This is a genomic window from Kaistia defluvii (genome assembly GCF_026343955.1).
Lineage (GTDB): Bacteria > Pseudomonadota > Alphaproteobacteria > Rhizobiales > Kaistiaceae > Kaistia > Kaistia defluvii.
Genome location: NZ_JAPKNI010000001.1, coordinates 39,482 through 56,437 on the forward strand (window position 1 = coordinate 39,482; position 16,956 = coordinate 56,437).

General features: G+C 65.1%; 22 protein-coding genes. 15 read left to right on the forward strand and 7 right to left on the reverse strand.

What is annotated here, in order from left to right; genetic code table 11:
* Positions 1 to 13 precede the first annotated feature (13 nt).
* The 6 genes from OSH10_RS00200 to OSH10_RS00225 all read left to right on the forward strand — a co-directional run bounded on the left by OSH10_RS00200 (position 14) and on the right by OSH10_RS00225 (position 3,748).
* Positions 14 to 724 carry a DUF2259 domain-containing protein gene (locus tag OSH10_RS00200; protein ID WP_266329431.1) on the forward strand — a complete coding sequence of 237 codons (711 nt, stop codon included), beginning with the start codon at positions 14 to 16 and terminating at the stop codon, positions 722 to 724.
* A gap of 84 nt (positions 725 to 808) precedes the next feature.
* Positions 809 to 1,144: a hypothetical protein gene (locus OSH10_RS00205; RefSeq protein ID WP_266329432.1), complete on the forward strand. Its 336-nt coding sequence runs from the start codon at positions 809 to 811 to the stop codon at positions 1,142 to 1,144.
* Between the two features lie 68 nt (positions 1,145 to 1,212).
* Complete coding sequence (gene purB, locus OSH10_RS00210) at positions 1,213 to 2,520, forward strand: adenylosuccinate lyase (RefSeq protein WP_266329433.1); 1,308 nt, start codon at positions 1,213 to 1,215, stop codon at positions 2,518 to 2,520.
* 69 nt (positions 2,521 to 2,589) lie between these two features.
* On the forward strand, positions 2,590 to 2,817 hold the full coding sequence (locus tag OSH10_RS00215; RefSeq protein WP_266329434.1) for a DUF433 domain-containing protein: 228 nt from the start codon (positions 2,590 to 2,592) through the stop codon (positions 2,815 to 2,817).
* Positions 2,814 to 3,191, forward strand: a complete 378-nt coding sequence (locus OSH10_RS00220; protein WP_266329435.1) for a DUF5615 family PIN-like protein — start codon at positions 2,814 to 2,816, stop codon at positions 3,189 to 3,191. Before OSH10_RS00215 ends, OSH10_RS00220 begins: the two co-directional genes overlap by 4 nt.
* 80 nt (positions 3,192 to 3,271) lie before the next feature.
* The gene (locus OSH10_RS00225) at positions 3,272 to 3,748 is read left to right on the forward strand and encodes a glutathione peroxidase (RefSeq protein ID WP_266329436.1); all 477 of its coding nucleotides are present in this window, start codon (positions 3,272 to 3,274) and stop codon (positions 3,746 to 3,748) included.
* 94 nt (positions 3,749 to 3,842) lie between these two features.
* Here the strand turns inward: OSH10_RS00225 and OSH10_RS00230 are convergent, their stop codons facing one another.
* The 3 genes from OSH10_RS00230 to OSH10_RS00240 all read right to left on the reverse strand — a co-directional run bounded on the left by OSH10_RS00230 (position 3,843) and on the right by OSH10_RS00240 (position 5,751).
* A complete protein-coding gene (locus tag OSH10_RS00230; protein WP_266329437.1) occupies positions 3,843 to 4,544 on the reverse strand; it encodes an MIP family channel protein in 702 nt (233 codons plus the stop codon).
* A gap of 78 nt (positions 4,545 to 4,622) precedes the next feature.
* A complete protein-coding gene (locus OSH10_RS00235) occupies positions 4,623 to 5,396 on the reverse strand; it encodes an HpcH/HpaI aldolase family protein (protein ID WP_266329438.1) in 774 nt (257 codons plus the stop codon).
* A gap of 31 nt (positions 5,397 to 5,427) precedes the next feature.
* Positions 5,428 to 5,751 (reverse strand): DUF1476 domain-containing protein, encoded by a 324-nt coding sequence (locus OSH10_RS00240; protein WP_266329439.1) that lies wholly within the window; start codon positions 5,749 to 5,751, stop codon positions 5,428 to 5,430.
* 284 nt (positions 5,752 to 6,035) lie between these two features.
* Here OSH10_RS00240 and purC point away from each other — a divergent pair, with 284 nt between their 5' ends.
* From purC to OSH10_RS00285, 9 genes are all read left to right on the forward strand, one after another.
* On the forward strand, positions 6,036 to 6,803 hold the full coding sequence (gene purC, locus OSH10_RS00245; protein ID WP_018185113.1) for a phosphoribosylaminoimidazolesuccinocarboxamide synthase: 768 nt from the start codon (positions 6,036 to 6,038) through the stop codon (positions 6,801 to 6,803).
* An 87-nt stretch (positions 6,804 to 6,890) separates the two neighbouring features.
* Entirely contained in the window at positions 6,891 to 7,133 is a 243-nt protein-coding gene (gene purS, locus OSH10_RS00250; protein ID WP_266329440.1) for a phosphoribosylformylglycinamidine synthase subunit PurS, read from the forward strand.
* Between the two features lie 25 nt (positions 7,134 to 7,158).
* Complete coding sequence (locus OSH10_RS00255) at positions 7,159 to 7,392, forward strand: hypothetical protein (protein ID WP_266329441.1); 234 nt, start codon at positions 7,159 to 7,161, stop codon at positions 7,390 to 7,392.
* Positions 7,393 to 7,415: 23 nt separating this feature from the next.
* Positions 7,416 to 8,078, forward strand: coding sequence for a phosphoribosylformylglycinamidine synthase subunit PurQ (purQ, locus tag OSH10_RS00260; protein WP_266329442.1), 663 nt, complete (start codon positions 7,416 to 7,418; stop codon positions 8,076 to 8,078).
* A gap of 76 nt (positions 8,079 to 8,154) precedes the next feature.
* Positions 8,155 to 10,368 carry a phosphoribosylformylglycinamidine synthase subunit PurL gene (gene purL, locus OSH10_RS00265; RefSeq protein WP_266329443.1) on the forward strand — a complete coding sequence of 738 codons (2,214 nt, stop codon included), beginning with the start codon at positions 8,155 to 8,157 and terminating at the stop codon, positions 10,366 to 10,368.
* Between the two features lie 40 nt (positions 10,369 to 10,408).
* Positions 10,409 to 10,642, forward strand: a complete 234-nt coding sequence (locus tag OSH10_RS00270) for a BolA family protein (protein ID WP_266329444.1) — start codon at positions 10,409 to 10,411, stop codon at positions 10,640 to 10,642.
* A 36-nt stretch (positions 10,643 to 10,678) separates the two neighbouring features.
* A complete protein-coding gene (gene grxD / locus OSH10_RS00275; protein ID WP_266329445.1) occupies positions 10,679 to 11,014 on the forward strand; it encodes a Grx4 family monothiol glutaredoxin in 336 nt (111 codons plus the stop codon).
* Positions 11,015 to 11,280: 266 nt separating this feature from the next.
* On the forward strand, positions 11,281 to 11,739 hold the full coding sequence (locus tag OSH10_RS00280) for a BA14K family protein (protein ID WP_266329446.1): 459 nt from the start codon (positions 11,281 to 11,283) through the stop codon (positions 11,737 to 11,739).
* A gap of 313 nt (positions 11,740 to 12,052) precedes the next feature.
* The gene (locus OSH10_RS00285; RefSeq protein WP_266329447.1) at positions 12,053 to 13,309 is read left to right on the forward strand and encodes an arsenic transporter; all 1,257 of its coding nucleotides are present in this window, start codon (positions 12,053 to 12,055) and stop codon (positions 13,307 to 13,309) included.
* A 15-nt stretch (positions 13,310 to 13,324) separates the two neighbouring features.
* On the opposite strand, the gene ttcA is transcribed toward OSH10_RS00285, so the two are convergent.
* The 4 genes from ttcA to OSH10_RS00305 form a co-directional block, all read right to left on the reverse strand.
* Positions 13,325 to 14,122 (reverse strand): tRNA 2-thiocytidine(32) synthetase TtcA, encoded by a 798-nt coding sequence (gene ttcA / locus OSH10_RS00290; protein ID WP_266330344.1) that lies wholly within the window; start codon positions 14,120 to 14,122, stop codon positions 13,325 to 13,327.
* A gap of 155 nt (positions 14,123 to 14,277) precedes the next feature.
* Positions 14,278 to 15,171, reverse strand: coding sequence for a DMT family transporter (locus tag OSH10_RS00295; RefSeq protein WP_266329448.1), 894 nt, complete (start codon positions 15,169 to 15,171; stop codon positions 14,278 to 14,280).
* Between the two features lie 140 nt (positions 15,172 to 15,311).
* Entirely contained in the window at positions 15,312 to 15,929 is a 618-nt protein-coding gene (rpsD, locus tag OSH10_RS00300; protein ID WP_266329449.1) for a 30S ribosomal protein S4, read from the reverse strand.
* 191 nt (positions 15,930 to 16,120) lie between these two features.
* Positions 16,121 to 16,897, reverse strand: a complete 777-nt coding sequence (locus OSH10_RS00305; RefSeq protein WP_266329450.1) for an SDR family NAD(P)-dependent oxidoreductase — start codon at positions 16,895 to 16,897, stop codon at positions 16,121 to 16,123.
* Positions 16,898 to 16,956: the final 59 nt, after the last annotated feature.

Sequence of the window (16,956 nt, forward strand, 5' to 3'; positions counted from 1 at the left end):
GAGAGATAAGTCCATGCGCATCCTTGCCAGGTTTTTCGCGGCAGGTGTCCTCGCCGGCGCGCCCACCCTCGCCATGGCCGGCGATTTCGCCGAGCGTTCGATCCTCGGCTTCTCGCCGGACGGCAGCCGTTTCGCCTTCGAGGAGTTCGGCATCCAGGACGGCTCCGGCTTCCCCTATTCCAACCTCTTCGTGCTCGACACGCAGAAGGACGCCTGGGTCGCCGGCACGCCGGTGCGCGTCCGGCTGGACGACGAGACCGCCGGCATCGCCGCGGCCCGCGCTGCCGCCCGCAAGCAGGCCGGCGACAAGCTGAACGGCCTCGACCAGCCCGGCACGCTGCTCGCCTCCAACCCGATCACCGAAAGCGGCCGCGATCCCTATTCGGTCACTTTCCGTCGCCATCCGGTCCAGCAACTCGAGGGGCCGGAACTTACCGTCTCGCTACAGACGATCCCGCTCGACGCCCCGAACAACGACGACCCGGATTACAAGACCCAGGGCTTCCGCCTCGTGCTCAAGGACGAGCGCGGCGAGACGGTCCTGCATGAGGACAAGGCGCTGCCGGCGAGCCGCGGCACCGCGCTCGACTACCGCATCAACGACGTCATCATCCAGCAGCGCTTCGGCCAGCCGGCGACCCTCGTCGTGCTGGTCATGGTGCTGACGCGCGGTTTCGAGGGCCCCGATGGCCGCTACCTGGCGGTGACGGCGCAACTACCCTGATCGCCCGCCCGCGCCGGCCGATCATCCTGGGAACGCCTCTGCCTGCCCACCGTTGAAGCTCGGGGCAGACAAGAGGATCATTCCATGACATTGCATCCGAACCACCGCGGTTTGGCATCGAGACCGGCGTGGCTCTCAGCCCTGGCCGTCGTCGCCTGCACGGTTGGCGCGCTGGCGGTGCCATCCGCCGCTTCGGCCGGAAACATCGTGCTGGCCGAAGACATCGAAGTGCCACCGCCCCCTTCCGTTCGCGACGAGCCGCCCCCGCCGCCGCCGGGCTGCAGCCAGACGACGATCGAGACACAGGACGAAACCGGCACGACCACCGAACGCCGCACCGACTGCAGGACCCCGCCCCCGCTGCCCCCGGATGGCTATATGGATCCGGACGAGCCGCCGCCGCCCCCGCCGCTCGATTAGGCACCGCATCGGGTTGTTCGGGCCCTCCTGGTCTGGTATTGGCCGGGCGAAACCAAGAGGGCCCGCCTATGATCCCGCGCTACTCGCGCCCCGAAATGACGGCGATCTGGTCGCCGGAGACCAAGTTCCGCATCTGGTTCGAGATCGAGGCGCATGCGCTTGACGCGCTCGCCGAAATCGGGACCGTGCCGAAATCGGCCGCCGCGACTGTCTGGGAGAAGGGCGGCGCCGCAACCTTCGACATCGACAAGATCGACGAGATCGAGCGCGTCACCAAGCATGACGTCATCGCCTTCCTGACGCATCTGGCCGAGATCGTCGGCGAGGACGCCCGCTTCGTGCACCAGGGCATGACCTCCTCCGACGTGCTCGACACCTGCTTCAACGTCCAGCTGGTGCGTGCGGCCGATCTGCTGATCGCCGATGTCGACAAGCTGCTCGCCGCCCTGAAGCGCCGCGCCTTCGAGCACAAGAACACCGTCACCATCGGTCGCAGCCACGGCATCCATGCCGAGCCGATCACCTTCGGCATGAAGCTGGCCCAGGCTTATGCCGAGTTCGACCGCAACCGCGCCCGCCTGGTCGCGGCCCGCGCCGAAGTCGCCACCTGCGCCATTTCCGGCGCCGTCGGCTCGTTTGCCAACATCGACCCGCGCGTCGAAGAGCATGTGGCGGAGAAGCTCGGCCTGGTGCCGGAGCCGGTATCGACCCAGGTCATCCCGCGCGACCGCCATGCCATGTATTTCGCGACGCTCGGCGTCGTCGCCTCGTCGATCGAGCGCCTCGCCACCGAGATCCGCCATCTGCAGCGCACCGAAGTGCTCGAAGCCGAGGAGTATTTCTCCCCCGGCCAGAAGGGCTCGTCGGCGATGCCGCACAAGCGCAATCCCGTCCTGACCGAGAACCTGACCGGCCTCGCCCGTCTGGTGCGCGGCATGGCCTTGCCGGCGATGGAAAACGTTGCGCTGTGGCACGAGCGCGACATCTCGCACTCCTCGGTCGAGCGCATGATCGGCCCCGACGCGACGGTGACGCTCGATTTCGCGCTTGCCCGCATGACCAGCGTCATCGACAAGCTGCTGGTCTATCCCGACAACATGCAGAAGAACCTCGACCGCCTCGGCGGCCTGGTGCATTCGCAGCGCGTGCTGCTCGCCCTGACGCAGAAGGGCGCCTCCCGCGAGGACGCCTACAGCCTGGTCCAGCGCAACGCGATGAAGGTCTGGGAACAGGGCGCCGACTTCCTGACCGAGCTGAAGGCCGACCCCGACGTGACGGCGCTTCTGTCGGACGCCGAGATCGAAGAGAAGTTCGACCTCGGCTATCACACCAAGCACATCGACACGATCTTCCGCCGCGTCTTCGGCGAAGCATAGGCATTCGTCCGCTTTTCCAATCTTCGGCCGGTCTGGTAGGATCGGCCGAAGCTGCGGCGGGAGCGTGCGATGCAGGATCTCGATCGGATTACCCAGATTCCCGGCCTTATGGGCGGCAAGGCGACGATCCGCGGATTGCGGGTCTCCGTGGGCATGATTGTGGAGCAGATCGCGGCGGGCAGAAGCATCGAGGCGCTGCTGGCGGACTATCCCTACCTTGAGCGGGAAGACATCCTTCAGGCCCTGCGTTACGCCGCATGGCGCGCCGAAGAGCGTGAAATCGCCCTCGCGCGGTGAAGATTCTCATCGACATGAACCTATCGCCGCGATGGCGCGGCACGTTGGAAAGCTCCGGCTACGCGGCGGTTCATTGGTCCGATCTTGGCGACCCGGCAGCCTTCGATTCAGTCATCATGGACTACGCGGCGGCGCATGATTTCGTCGTCTTGACGAGCGACCTCGATTTCAGCGCCATCCTTGCCGCGACGGGCGGAAGAAGCCCAAGCGTCGTCCAGATACGATCGGGCAATCTAGACCCCGACAGCATCGCCGACCGAATCCTTTCGGCACTCGCTCAATCCGCAGAAGCGCTCCGCAACGGTGCGCTCGTCACCATTGACGCCGATCGCGCGCGGCTACGTTTGCTGCCGCTGCATCGCTCTTCGTCCTGATCCCTTTACGACGGTTGCGTATTCGTTTCCGCCCCATATCTTCGATATTCTTCCCTGCCATCAGACCGCGAGATCCCAGCATGTCCTCCCCGCTCTACGACATTCCCGTCAACCGCATCGACGGCAGCCAGGCTTCGCTTGGCGACTATGCCGGGCGCGTCCTGCTCGTCGTCAACGTCGCCTCGAAATGCGGACTGACGCCGCAATATGACGGGCTGGAAGCGCTCTATCGCACCTACAAGGACAAGGGACTGACGGTCGTCGGCTTCCCGGCCAACAACTTCATGGGCCAGGAGCCGGGCACCAATGCAGAGATCCAGGACTTCTGCCGGCTGACCTATGGCGTCGACTTCCCGATGTTCGCCAAGATCTCGGTCAAGGGCGACGACCGCCACCCGCTCTATGACGCGCTGGCCGGCGACGAGGATATCTCGTGGAACTTCGAAAAGTTCCTGATCGGCCGCGATGGCAAGGTCGTCGCGCGTTTTGCGCCCAAGACCGAGCCGCAGGATCCGGCCGTCGTCGAAGCGATCGAGACGGAACTGTTGAAGGGCTGAAGACAAGGGAAAGCCCGCCAAAGGCGGGCTTGTTCTTCTTTCGGGACGTCGAGGGGCCGGCTTCGACCGGCCCCTTTGCTTGGCCTCGAAGGCGCTACGCCGCGTCGCCGTGATAGAGAATGCCCGCCTTGTAGACGAAGCCCGCCAGGGCCGCGCCGATGAGCGGCGCCACGATGAACAGCCAGAGCTGCGACAGCGCCGCGCCGCCGCCGAACAGGGCCGGGCCGAGGCTGCGGGCCGGATTGACCGACACGCCGGTGACGTTGATGCCGACGATGTGGATCATGACCAGCGTCAGGCCGATGGCGAGACCCGCGAAGTGGTGCGGCACCAGCTTGTGCGTGACGCCGAGGATGACGACCAGGAAGATGAAGGTCGCGACCACTTCGAAGATGAACGCCGAGACGACGTTGTATTCGCCGAGATAGCCGGGGCCCCAGCCATTGGTTCCCATGCCGCCATCCCAGCCGGATGCCTTGCCCTTCATGATGATGAAGAGAACCAGTGCGCCGACGATGGCGCCCGCCACCTGGGCGATGACGTAGGTGATGAAATCGCCGGCATTCATGCGGCCGGCGATGAGAGCGCCGAGGCTGACGGCGGGATTGACGTGGCAACCGGAAATCGGGCCGATCGCATAGGCCATCGCGACGATCGCCAGGCCAAAGGAGAATGCAATGCCCAGCACACCGACCGTATTGGCGGCAGCGATCGAGGGCCCCGCGATAACGGCCGCTCCGCAGCCGAACAGAACGAGTGTAAAAGTTCCGATAAACTCTGCGATGGCTTTTTGCATGTGTATCTTCCCCGAAAAACAGCGAATCACTGCTCGGAAAAGGTACGCCTGATCTTGAACTTGTAAAATAGTGCCGGTTTAGTCGGCGCGCGCTTCTGCAAGCATCGTAGAGGCACCCAGGTGGAAATACATGCCATCGGTGCCCAGCGCGATGAAATCGTAGCCGAGCGAACGATAAAGACGGCCCTGCTCGCCGGTAATGGCAAAGATGCCGACCAGCTTGCCGGCCTTGCGGGCCCGGGCCAGGATATCGGCTGCGGCGGCCTGGTTGTCGGGGCGCATCGGATTGACGTCGGCACCGTCCGAAAGAGCGATCGAGAGATCGGACGGGCCGATGAAGACCGCGTCGATGCCGGGCACGGCGAGAATGTCGTCGAGGGCGGCGAGCGCCGCGCGCGTCTCGATCATCGCGAATGTCAGCGTCTCGGCATTGGTGTCGCGCAGGAAGGCCGCGCCGTCCGTGGCACCGGCGAGTTGCATGGCCCGCACGGGCCCCCAGCTCCGCTCGCCAAGCGGCTGGTACTTGGTCGCGGCGGCGAAGGCACGCGCATCCTCGGCCGAATTGATCATCGGCGCGATGATGGCGCTAGCGCCCATGTCGAGCGCGCGGCTCGCCATGGCGAAATCACCGACAGGAATGCGGACGATCGCCGGGACACCGCCAAGCGCGATCGCGCCGATGCCCCGCATGATGCTGCCCGGATCATGCAGGCCGTGCTGCATGTCGAGCGTGACGCAATCGAAGCCGGCCCGCGCCGCGCTCTCGGCGATCAGCGGCTCGGGACTGGCCAGCCATGCGGTGAGGCAGCTGCCGCGTGAACGGAGCACCGAAACCAGGGAAATAGACGCCATTTTTCGGTGCTCCGAAGGATCTGGGAAAGGCTCAGCCTTCGGACTTGATCTGCTCGACGGCCTGGGCCAGCAGTTCAGCCATGGTGCGGCGGATCTGGTGGTCCGACTGCTGAACGCCGGCGGCGTCGAAATCGGCGCGGATCTTGCGGAACACGTCCTCGTCGCCGGCCTCCTCGAAATCGGCGGCGATCACTTCGGAGGCGTAGGTTTCGGCGTCGACGCCGGACTTGCCCAGAAGCGCCGCGGCCCAGATACCGAGCTGCTTGTTCCGCCGCGAGACGGCCTTGAACTGAAGCGCCGCATCAAGGGCAAAACGGTTCTCGAAAGCGTCCTTGCGCTGGTCGAACGTCGTCATTCGCAGTCTCTCCACTCGGTCAACTTGTTGGCCACGGCCATGATATGGGCCTTGCATATCTTCCTCGCCACCCCAAATCAACGATGGTACCGAAAGGGAACTCGTTGCTCGAAGGTGCTCAAAGCGCCGCATTTATCCGTCATTGTGAATTGGCGAGTGATCGAGTAGGTTCACGCCGCGCAAGCGACCCTCTTGAAGAGTCGTTTGCCTGAAGCTTCGCCGCGGCGAATCCCTGACATTGGAACCCCGGCTCTATGGATTTCCTCAAACCACGGTATGTGCCCATGAACCGTCGTCGGCGCATCTATGAAGGCAAAGGCAAGATCCTTTTCGAAGGACCGGAGCCTGGGACGCTGATCCAGTTCTTCAAAGACGATGCGACTGCCTTCAACAACAAGAAGCATGAGGTTGTTGACGGAAAGGGCGTGTTGAACAACCGCATTTCCGAGCACATTTTCACGCATCTGAACCGGATGGGCATCCCGACGCATTTCATCCGTCGGTTGAACATGCGCGAACAGCTGATCCGCGAAGTCGAGATCATCCCGCTCGAAATCGTCGTCCGCAACGTCGCGGCCGGCTCGCTTGCCAAGCGCCTTGGCCTCGAGGAAGGCACGGTCCTGCCGCGCTCGATCATCGAGTTCTACTACAAGGCGGACGCGCTCGACGACCCGATGGTCTCGGAAGAGCACATCACGGCATTCGGCTGGGCCACGCCGCAGGAAATCGACGACATCATGGCGCTTGCCATCCGCGTCAACGACTTCCTGTCCGGCCTCTTCCTGGGCGCCGGCATCCAGCTCGTCGATTTCAAGATCGAGTGCGGACGCCTCTGGGAAGCCGACATGATGCGGATCGTCGTCGCCGACGAGATCTCGCCCGATTCGTGCCGGCTCTGGGACGTTCAGACCCAGAACAAGCTCGACAAGGACCGCTTCCGCCGCGACATGGGCGGCCTCGTCGAGGCCTACCAGGAAGTCGCGCGCCGTCTCGGCATCCTGACCGAAGAGCAGGAGCGGCCGCAGGGCGGCGGGCCTGTCCTCGTTCAGTAGTCACCCGTTCATGGCAACGGCCGCCGCGAGGCGGCCGTTTGCATTTCTGGATCTCTCGACTTTCCCTACCCCGACTTGGAGTTATCGATGAAGGCCCGCGTCACCGTCACCCTGAAGAACGGCGTTCTGGACCCCCAGGGCAAGGCAATCGAAGGCGCCCTCGGCGCGTTGGGCTTTGCCGGCGTCGGCAGCGTCCGCCAGGGCAAGGTGTTCGACATCGAGGTCGAATCGACCGATGCCGCCAAGGCCAAGACCGAGCTCGAAGCCATGGCCGCCAAGCTTCTGGCCAATACGGTCATCGAGAACTATCGTGTGGAGATCGTGGACTGAGCTTTTGCCGCAAAAGGAAGCCATCATGGTCGACGCATCCCTCGAGCCCATGCTCGAAATTCTGAAGTCCGTTCAGGAACGTCAGATCAAGACAGATGCCAAGATCGATGAGCTCCGCGGCGAAATGCAGGCCTATCGCGGCCACATGATCTCGCTGCAGCAGGACGTCCACAACATCTACGGCATCCTTGCGCGGTACGAGACTCGATTTGATCGCATCGAGCGGCGGCTGGAGCTCTCCTCCCCCGCCCAGCCCTGAGCAACTTTGATTTGGGATCGCCCATGAAATCCGCTGTCGTCGTCTTCCCCGGATCCAATCGCGAGCGCGACATGGTCGCGGCGATCGAGAAGATCACCGGCCACCGGCCCGTCACCGTCTGGCACGGGGACCATGACCTGCCCAAGGTCGACCTGATCGTCATCCCCGGCGGCTTCTCCTATGGCGACTATCTGCGCTCCGGCGCGATCGCCGCGCGCGAGCCGATCATGGGCGCCATCGCCCGCGAGGCCGAACGCGGCGTCGCCGTTCTCGGCGTCTGCAACGGCTTCCAGATCCTGTGCGAGGCGGGCCTGCTGCCGGGCGTGCTGATGCGCAATGCCGGGCTCAAGTTCATCTGCAAGGAAGTCGAGCTGCGCGTCGAGACGACGGCGAGCCAGTTCACGCGCGGCTACGCCAAGGGCCAGGTGATCCGCTCGCCGGTCGCGCATGGCGACGGCAACTACCGCACCGACGACGAGACGCTGGCCCGCCTGAAGGGCGAGGATCGCATCGCCTTCCGCTATGTCGCCAATCCCAACGGGTCGGTTGACGACATTGCCGGCGTCCTTTCGGAGAAGCGCAACATCCTCGGCATGATGCCGCATCCCGAAAACCTGATCGAGCCGCTGAATGGCGGCACCGACGGCCGGCCGCTGTTCGAGGCAGCGCTTTCCGCCGTCGCCTGACTTTCGCCCGACTGATCCCGACAGCCAAGATCCCGACCGCCCGCCGGTCCGCGACCCGATTGCCCCTGAGGTTTCCGTGCTCCAGAACGACACGCCGATCACGCCCGAACTCGTCGCCAGCCATGGCCTCAAGCCCGACGAATATCAGCGCATCCTCGATCTGATCGGCCGCGTGCCGACGCTCACCGAACTCGGCATCTTCTCGGCGATGTGGAACGAGCATTGCTCCTACAAATCGTCCAAGAAGTGGCTGCGCACCCTGCCGACCACCGGCCCGCGCGTCATCTGCGGCCCCGGCGAGAATGCCGGCGTGGTCGACATCGATGACGGCCAGGCGATCATCTTCAAGATGGAGAGCCACAACCACCCCTCCTTCATCGAGCCCTACCAGGGCGCGGCGACGGGCGTCGGCGGCATCCTGCGCGACGTCTTCACCATGGGCGCGCGCCCGGTCGCGGCGATGAACGCGCTGCGCTTCGGTTCGCCGGATCATCCCAAGACCCGCCATCTCGTTTCCGGCGTCGTCTCCGGCGTCGGCGGCTATGGCAATTCCTTCGGCGTGCCGACGGTCGGCGGCGAAGTGAACTTCCACGAGCGCTACAACGGCAACATCCTGGTCAATGCCTTTGCCGCCGGCCTCGCCGACGCGGACAAGATCTTCTATTCGAAGGCGGAAGGCGTCGGCCTCCCCGTCGTCTATCTCGGCTCGAAGACCGGCCGCGACGGCGTCGGCGGCGCGACCATGGCCTCGGCCGAGTTCGACGAGTCGATCGAGGAGAAGCGCCCGACCGTGCAGGTCGGCGACCCCTTCGGCGAGAAGCTGCTGCTGGAAGCCTGCCTCGAACTGATGAAGACCGGTGCGGTCATCGCCATCCAGGACATGGGCGCCGCCGGCCTCACCTGCTCGGCCGTCGAGATGGGCGCCAAGGGCGACCTCGGCATCGAGCTCGACCTCGACAAGGTCCCCTGCCGCGAAGCCAACATGACGGCCTACGAGATGATGCTCTCGGAAAGCCAGGAGCGCATGCTGATGGTGCTGCGCCCCGAGCAGGAGAAGGAAGCCGAGGCGATCTTCCACAAATGGGGGCTCGACTTCGCCATCGTCGGCTGGACCACGGACGACCTGCGCTTCCGCATCCTGCACAAGGGCGCCGTCGTCGCCGACCTGCCGATCAAGGAACTGGGCGACGAAGCGCCGGAATATGACCGCCCCTTCGTCCGCCGCCCGGTTCCCGCCGTGCTCAAGGCCGAGGACGTCGCCGAGCCGAACGATTATGCCGAGGCGCTGCTGAAGCTGGTCTCCTCCCCCGACATGGCCTCGCGCCGCTGGGTCTGGGAGCAGTATGACCACCTGATCCAGGGCAACACCGCGCAGAAGCCGGGCGGCGACGCCGCCGTCATCCGCGTCGAGGGCCACGACAGGAAGGGCCTCGCCTTCACGCTCGACGTGTCCCCGCGCTATTGCGAGGCGGATCCGTTCGAAGGCGGCAAGCAGGCGATCGCCGAATGCTGGCGCAACCTGTCGGCCGTCGGTGCCGAACCGCTCGCCGCCACCGACAACCTCAATTTCGGCAATCCGGAAAAGCCCGAGATCATGGGCCAACTGGTCGGCGCGATCGAGGGCATCGGCGCTGCGTGCCGCGCGCTCGACTTCCCGATCGTCTCCGGCAATGTCTCGCTCTACAACGAGACCAATGGCGTCGGCATCCTGCCGACTCCGGCAATCGGCGGCGTCGGCCTGCTGCCGGATATCGACGTCATGGCGACGGTCGCCTTCAAGCATGCCGGCGACGTCATCGTCCAGATCGGCCGCGACGGCCACCATCTCGGCCAGTCGGTCTATCTGCGCGAGATCCTCGGCCGCGAGGAAGGCGCCCCGCCGCCGGTCGACCTCGCCGAGGAACGCCGCACCGGTGATTTCGTGCGCGGCATCATCCGCAGCCGTCTCGTCACCGCCTGCCACGACATTTCCGATGGCGGCCTGCTGGTCGCCCTCGCCGAAATGGCGATGGCGCGCGGCCTCGGCGCTTCGGTCAAGGTGCCGGAAAGCGCTGCGACTCCGCATGGCTTCCTGTTCGGCGAGGACCAGGCCCGCTATGTCGTGACCGTCGACCCGTCGGTGCTCGATGCGGTGACGGCAGCGGCGGCGGAAGCCGGTGTCGAAGCCCGGGTTCTGGGCACGGTCGGCGGCGAGGTGTTGGATGTCGCTGACATCGCCACCATATCTGTTGCAAAGCTGAAGCAGGGCCATGAGAATTGGTTCCCTGAATTCATGGCCGCCGCCGAGTGATCGGCAGACCTACCATACCGACGGCTGAGGGGATTGACTGATGGCAATGGACGCACGCGACATTGAGGCTCTGATCAAGGAGGCTCTCCCGGACGCGACGGTCACGATCCGCGATCTCGCGGGTGACGGTGACCATTATGCTGCCGAAGTTGTGTCCGAGGCTTTTCGCGGAAAGAACCGCGTACAGCAGCACCAGATGATCTACGCTGCGCTCAAGGGAAACATGGGCGGCGTCCTCCACGCGCTCGCCCTGCAGACCAGCGCTCCGGATTGAGATCGGCCAGCGGCCGGCAAAAAGGAAATAGTTGAGATGAGCGATATCCACGCCCTTATCCAGAACGAAGTCAGCTCCAACGATGTCGTGCTCTTCCTGAAGGGCACGCCGGCCTTCCCGCAGTGCGGTTTTTCCGGCCAGGTCGTCCAGATCCTCGATTTCCTCGGCGTCGACTACAAGGGCATCAACGTGCTCGCCGACCCGGAAATCCGCCAGGGCATCAAGGACTTCTCCAACTGGCCGACCATTCCGCAGCTCTACGTCAAGGGCGAGTTCGTCGGCGGCTGCGACATCATCCGCGAGATGTTCCAGGCCGGTGAAATGCAGACCTTCCTGACGGAAAAGGGCATCACGGTCGCCAAGTCGGCCTGATCCTTTTCTTTCCGCGACCCCATTAAACCGCGCGTGACGCCGTCCCGCGCGGTTTTTCTTTGCGCCGCGTTCCGTCCCGATGCCCCCGCGCGGGGTTTCCCGTAGCCGGACTGAAATAATCTCCCGCGTCACAAGGAATGTTCGACGGAAGGAACTATCTCCTGCGTTCAACGTTGGTAAGTCATCCAATGGACCGTCTGTCTTTGATGCCAACCGTGTGTCGATCCTGCCCACGGTCCTTCACTCGACCTTTGAGGAGCGATCCAATGCTGACGAAGATGAAGAATGTTCTGAAGGCGAGCCTGATTGCATCGGTTGTTGCTACGTCTTTCCTGGCCGTGCCGGCAACGGCGCAGGCTCAGTCGAGCGTGAGGTCTGACGGATCCTTCCAGGTCGCGGACCACAGGGGCTGGCATGGTGGCAAGGATTGGCGCCGTCATCGCGGTGGCCACTGGCGCGGCCACCATGGCTACCGCAACGACCGTCGCTACTATGGCAACCGCGGCTACTATTACCGCGACAACAACAATTGGGGCGGCGCTGCGGCTGCCGGCATCATCGGCCTGGCGGCCGGCGCCATGATCGCCAATTCGGCCAATCAGCCGCGCTATTATGCCGGCGACGACTACATCGCCTACTGCTCGAACCGCTACCGGTCGTTCAATCCGCGTACCGGCACCTATACCGGCTATGACGGCCGGCAGCATCGTTGCGTGATGCGCTGACCGACACGAAGATCTCGCGAAAGCGGCGCACGTTGCGCCGCTTTTTTTGTCGGCTCGGCTCAGCGACGGGCGATCGCGAGGGTGACGATGACGAAGTGGCGCCGGGCCGACTGATCCACGACGATGGACGCGCCGAGGCGATCGGCCCGGCTGGCCTCCGCCGCCTCCGCATGGGTCTCGAGCCCGGCTCAAGACGGGAGCGAAAGTGCGCAACGCCGCATGGAAGCGCCGCTGTGGATATGGCACAAGCGTGCGGGCGACGGCGGAAGCCGCCTCCCGACAACCGTTTCCCCGCCAAGCACGAGACCTGACCATGGGTGCGCCCGTCGCCATCTGGAGCATTGCCGCCATCTCTCTCGGGGGCGTCCTGGTGCGTCCCTGGAACCTGCCGGAGGCGATCTGGGCGTTTGGCGGCGCCGCCCTGCTGGTGCTGTTCGGGCTGATGCCGCTCTCGGCCGCGCTGGAAGGCATCGGCCGCGGCAGCGACGTCTATCTCTTCCTGATCGGCATGATGCTTCTGGCCGAGCTGGCGCGGAAGGAAGGTCTGTTCGACTGGCTGGCAACGCTGGCGGTCCGCCAAGCGCGCGGCTCGGGCACGCGCCTGTTCTGGCTGATCTATGTCGTCGGCATCGTCGTCACGGTCTTCCTGTCGAACGACGCCACCGCCGTCGTGCTGACGCCGGCCGTCTATGCCGCCGCCCGCGCCGCCGACGCCGAGCCGCTGCCCTACCTGTTCATCTGCGCCTTCATCGCCAATGCCGCGAGCTTCGTGCTGCCAATCTCCAACCCGGCCAATCTGGTGATCTTCGGCAGCCAGATGCCGCCGCTCACCTCTTGGCTCGCGACCTTCACCCTGCCCTCGATCGCCGCGATCGGCCTGACCTATCTGATGCTGCGACTGACGCTGCGCCGGTCCATCCCGGACAGGCTGAGAACGGACATCCCGCCCGTCGTCCTGACCTTCGGCGGCAAGCTCGCGGCCGGCGGCATCGGCGCGACGGCGCTCGTGCTGCTGGTCGCTTCCGCGCTCGACTGGCAGCTCGGCCTGCCGACCTTCATCGCCGGAACGCTGACCGCCGCCGGCATCCTGCTCGGCAGCCGGCAGTCGCCCTGGCCGGTGCTGCGGGACATTTCCTGGGGCGTGCTGCCGCTGGTGGCGGGCCTGTTCGTGCTGGTCGAGGCGCTGCAATTGACCGGCGTCATCGACGCGCTGGCACGCTTGGCCCAGCAATGGGCGGCGCATTCGATCGGCTGGGCCGCGACGGGCGCCGGCATCATCGTCGCCATCGCCAGCAATCTGCTCAACAACCTGCCGACCGGCCTGATCGCCGGTGCGACCATCGAGGCGGCGCAGCTGCCGCATTCGGTCACCAGCGCGGTACTGGTCGGCGTCGATCTCGGACCGAACCTTTCGATCACCGGTTCGCTGGCGACGATCCTTTGGTTGGTCGCGCTGCGGCGCGAGGGCCAGCGCGTCGGCGCCTGGACCTTCCTGAAGCTCGGCATCCTCGTCATGCCGCCGGCCCTGATCGGCGCGCTTCTGGCGCTCTGGCTGACGACGGCGGGATAGGCGCGCGGCTGCTGGCTACCCCTTGCCGACCAGGCTTTCGAAGTCGAACAGGTTGCGGTCGAGCAGATGCGACGGGTTCGCCTTGCCGAGCGCCCGCAGCATGATTTCCTTGCGGCCGGGCGTCTGCTTTTCCCAGTCGGCCAGCATCTGCTTGACGACATTGCGCTGCAGGCCCTCCTGCGAGCCGCAGAGGTCGCAGGGAATGATCGGAAACTGCATCGCCGTGGCGAAGCGGGCAATGTCGTCCTCAGCCGCATAGGCGAGCGGCCGCAGCACCAGCCGGTCGCCCTCCTCGTTCAGCAGCTTCGGCGGCATGGAGGCGAGCTTGCCGCCATGGAACAGGTTGAGGAAGAACGTCTCGAGAATGTCCTCGCGGTGATGGCCGAGCACCACGGCCTGGCACCCCTCCTCCCGCGCGATCCGGTAGAGATGACCGCGCCGCAGCCGGGAGCAGAGCGCGCAATAAGTCTTGCCGGGCTCGATCTTGGACGTGACGATCGAATAGGTGTCCTGCCGCTCGATCCGGTGCGGCACGCCGAGGTCGGTCAGGTAATTGGGCAGGATCTCGGCCGGAAATCCGGGCTGCGCCTGGTCGAGATTGCAGGCGAGCAGGTCGACCGGCAGCATGCCGCGCCATTTCAGATCGAGCAGCAGCGCCAGCAGCGTGTAGGAATCCTTGCCGCCGGAGAGGCAGACCAGCCAGCGATCGCCCGGCCGCACCATGGCGAAATCGTCCAGCGCCTGCCGCACCTGCCGGATCAGCCGCTTGCGCAGCTTGCCGAACTCGACGCTGTCCGGCCCCTTGCGGAACATCGGATGGCACGCGTCGCTGCTCTCCGCCTCCAGCGGGTCCGAGGCCGCGATGCGGCGGGCGATGTCGAGCAGTTCGGTCATGGTGTGTGGGTTCCGGCTGTTGTCGCCTTGATGCCGCTTCGCGAGCCGCCCGGCAAGCCCAAACGCCCGCGACCCTATCGCCGGCGGACGAGATTGACGATGACGACGCCGCCGATCGCCATGGCGCCGCCGAGCAGGCTGATGAGCGACGGCACTTCGCCGAGCCACAGATAGCCGATCAGCGTCGCAGTCGGGGCGATGCAGTAAAGGAAGTTGGAGGCGCGCGAGGCCGGGAAGCGCTTCAGCGCGATCGCCCAGGTCAGGTAGCCGATGACGGTGGGCAGCACGACGAGATAGGCGATCGACCAGAGGACGGCGGGGGGCGCCAGTTTCAGCGCGGCCAGCGTGTCGGGGATCGCCGGGGTTAACGGAAGGCTACCAAGAAGCAGCACCCAGGCGGTGACAGCCAGCGCCGGCATGCGCGCCAAGAGCGGCTTCTGCAGGATGGTCGAGACCGAGGTGCAAAGCGCCGCGCCGAGGATCAGCAGCGCCCCGATATTCAGCCCGAGCCCGTCGCCGCTGCCATAGGCGATCAGCCCGACGCCCAGGAACGACACCAGCGTGCCGACCCAACCGCCGAGCCCGAAGCGCTCGCCGAGCAGCGGCATCGCGATCAGCGCCACGATGATCGGATTGATCTGGATGATGAACGAGGCGGGCCCTGCCGCAATCGTCTGCTCGCCGGTGTTGAGCAGCACCGCATAGGCGGCGATGAACAGCACGCCGATGACGATCAGGCGCAGGAAATCCCGGAGCGAAGGCAGCGGTGGCCGGGCGACGAGCAGATAGAGGGCGGCCGGAACGGCGGCGGCGAGATAGCGCGCGGCGGCCAGTTCGACCGGCGTCAGCGCGGTAAGACCCACGCGGATGGCCGCGAAGGCCGATGCCCAGCCGATGATCGTCGTGGCGATGGCCGCGAAGCCGACGAGATCGCCCCCGCGCCGCGTCTCGATCCCGATTTCGGTCATGTCGCACCCTCTCGGCCGGATTCGTCCTTGATACGCCGCCCAACCGCCAATCCGAAGGTCGGAAATGTCGATCGAGACGGCCGCAAAAAGAAAAGGCCGCCCGAAGGCGGCCTTTTCCAGAACTCGATAACGCTGACGGATCAGCGCGAATAGAATTCGACGACCAGGTTCGGTTCCATGTGAACCGGATACGGCACGTCGGCCAGAGCCGGCACGCGCGAGAACTTGGCGCTCATCTTGTGATGATCGACTTCGATGTAGTCGGGAACGTCACGCTCAGCGAGCTGGGTCGCCTCGAGGACGATCGTCAGCTGACGCGAAGCTTCCTTGACCTCGATCACATCGCCGACCTTCGCCTGGAAGGACGGAATGTTGACGCGGCGGCCGTTGACCTTGATGTGACCGTGCGAGATGAACTGGCGCGCGGCGAACACGGTCGGGACGAACTTGGCGCGATAGACGATCGCGTCCAGACGGCACTCGAGGAGGCCGATCAGGTTCTCCGACGAATCGCCCTTGCGACGGGTCGCATCGGCATAGATCTTCCGGAACTGCTTCTCGGAGATGTTGCCGTAGTAGCCCTTGAGCTTCTGCTTGGCGCGGAGCTGGGTACCGTAATCGGAAACCTTGCCCTTGCGGCGCTGGCCATGCTGGCCGGGGCCGTATTCGCGCTTGTTGACCGGAGACTTGGGGCGACCCCAGAGGTTTTCGCCAAGACGGCGGTCAATCTTGTGTTTAGACGAAGCACGCTTCGACATCGCATATCCCTTGGATACGAGTTACAGGGACACGTGCCCTCCTCTGCCGGTCTTTTGGGCCGGCCGACAGGAAACGAAGAACGTTTCCGCGGGTGCGTGAAATACCACGCCGGCCCGAACGAGCCGACGCGATGGGCCGGGGTGTAGAGGAGAAGCCCCGAGGAGTCAAATGTCGGAGACGGTTCGCCGCCTCAGGTAGCCGACATCAGCAATCCGCCTTCAACCCGCAGCGCCGCGCCATTCGTGACCGCCCCGAGCGGGCTCGCGACATAGGCGACCAGCGCGGCGATCTCCTTGGGATCGATCATCCGCTGCAGCAGCGACGACGACCGATACTGCCGGAAGAATTCCTTCTCCAGTTCCGCCTCGCTGCCGGGATTTCCCGGGAAGACGGAACGCAGGAAATCGCCGATTCCGGCCGAACGCGTCGGCCCCGGCAAAACGGAATTGACCGTTACGGCGGTGCCCTTGGTGAGCTCGGCCAAACCGCGCGCCACGGAAAGCTGCGCCGTCTTGGTCATGCCGTAGTGGATCATGTCCGGCGGCACCTGCAGCGCCGATTCGCTGGAGACGAAGATGATCCGGCCCCAGTTGCGCTCGAGCATGGCCGGGAAATAGTGCCGCGCCAGCCGGATGCCGGAGAGCACGTTGACATCGAAGAAATGCAGCCAGTCCGCGTCGGTGATCTCGGCGAAGGGCTTCACTTCGTAGATGCCGAGATTGTTGACGAGAATATCGATCGAGGGCACGGCACTGGTCAGCGCGGCGGCGCCTTCGGCCGTGGCGGGATCGGCGACGATGCCGCGCGCCGCGCCAATCTCCTGCACGGTCCTCTCGACCGACTCGGCCGAGCGGCCGGTGACGATGACGGCCGCGCCTTCCTCGGCCAGGGTCCTGGCAATCGCCAGCCCGATCCCGCCGGTCGAGCCGGTCACCAGCGCCGTCTTGTTCGACAGTTTGAGGTCCATTGCAATCTCCTGAGGGTTGCGGCCGCGCCGCGTCAAAAAGCTCGTGAAAGGCTTGAGAT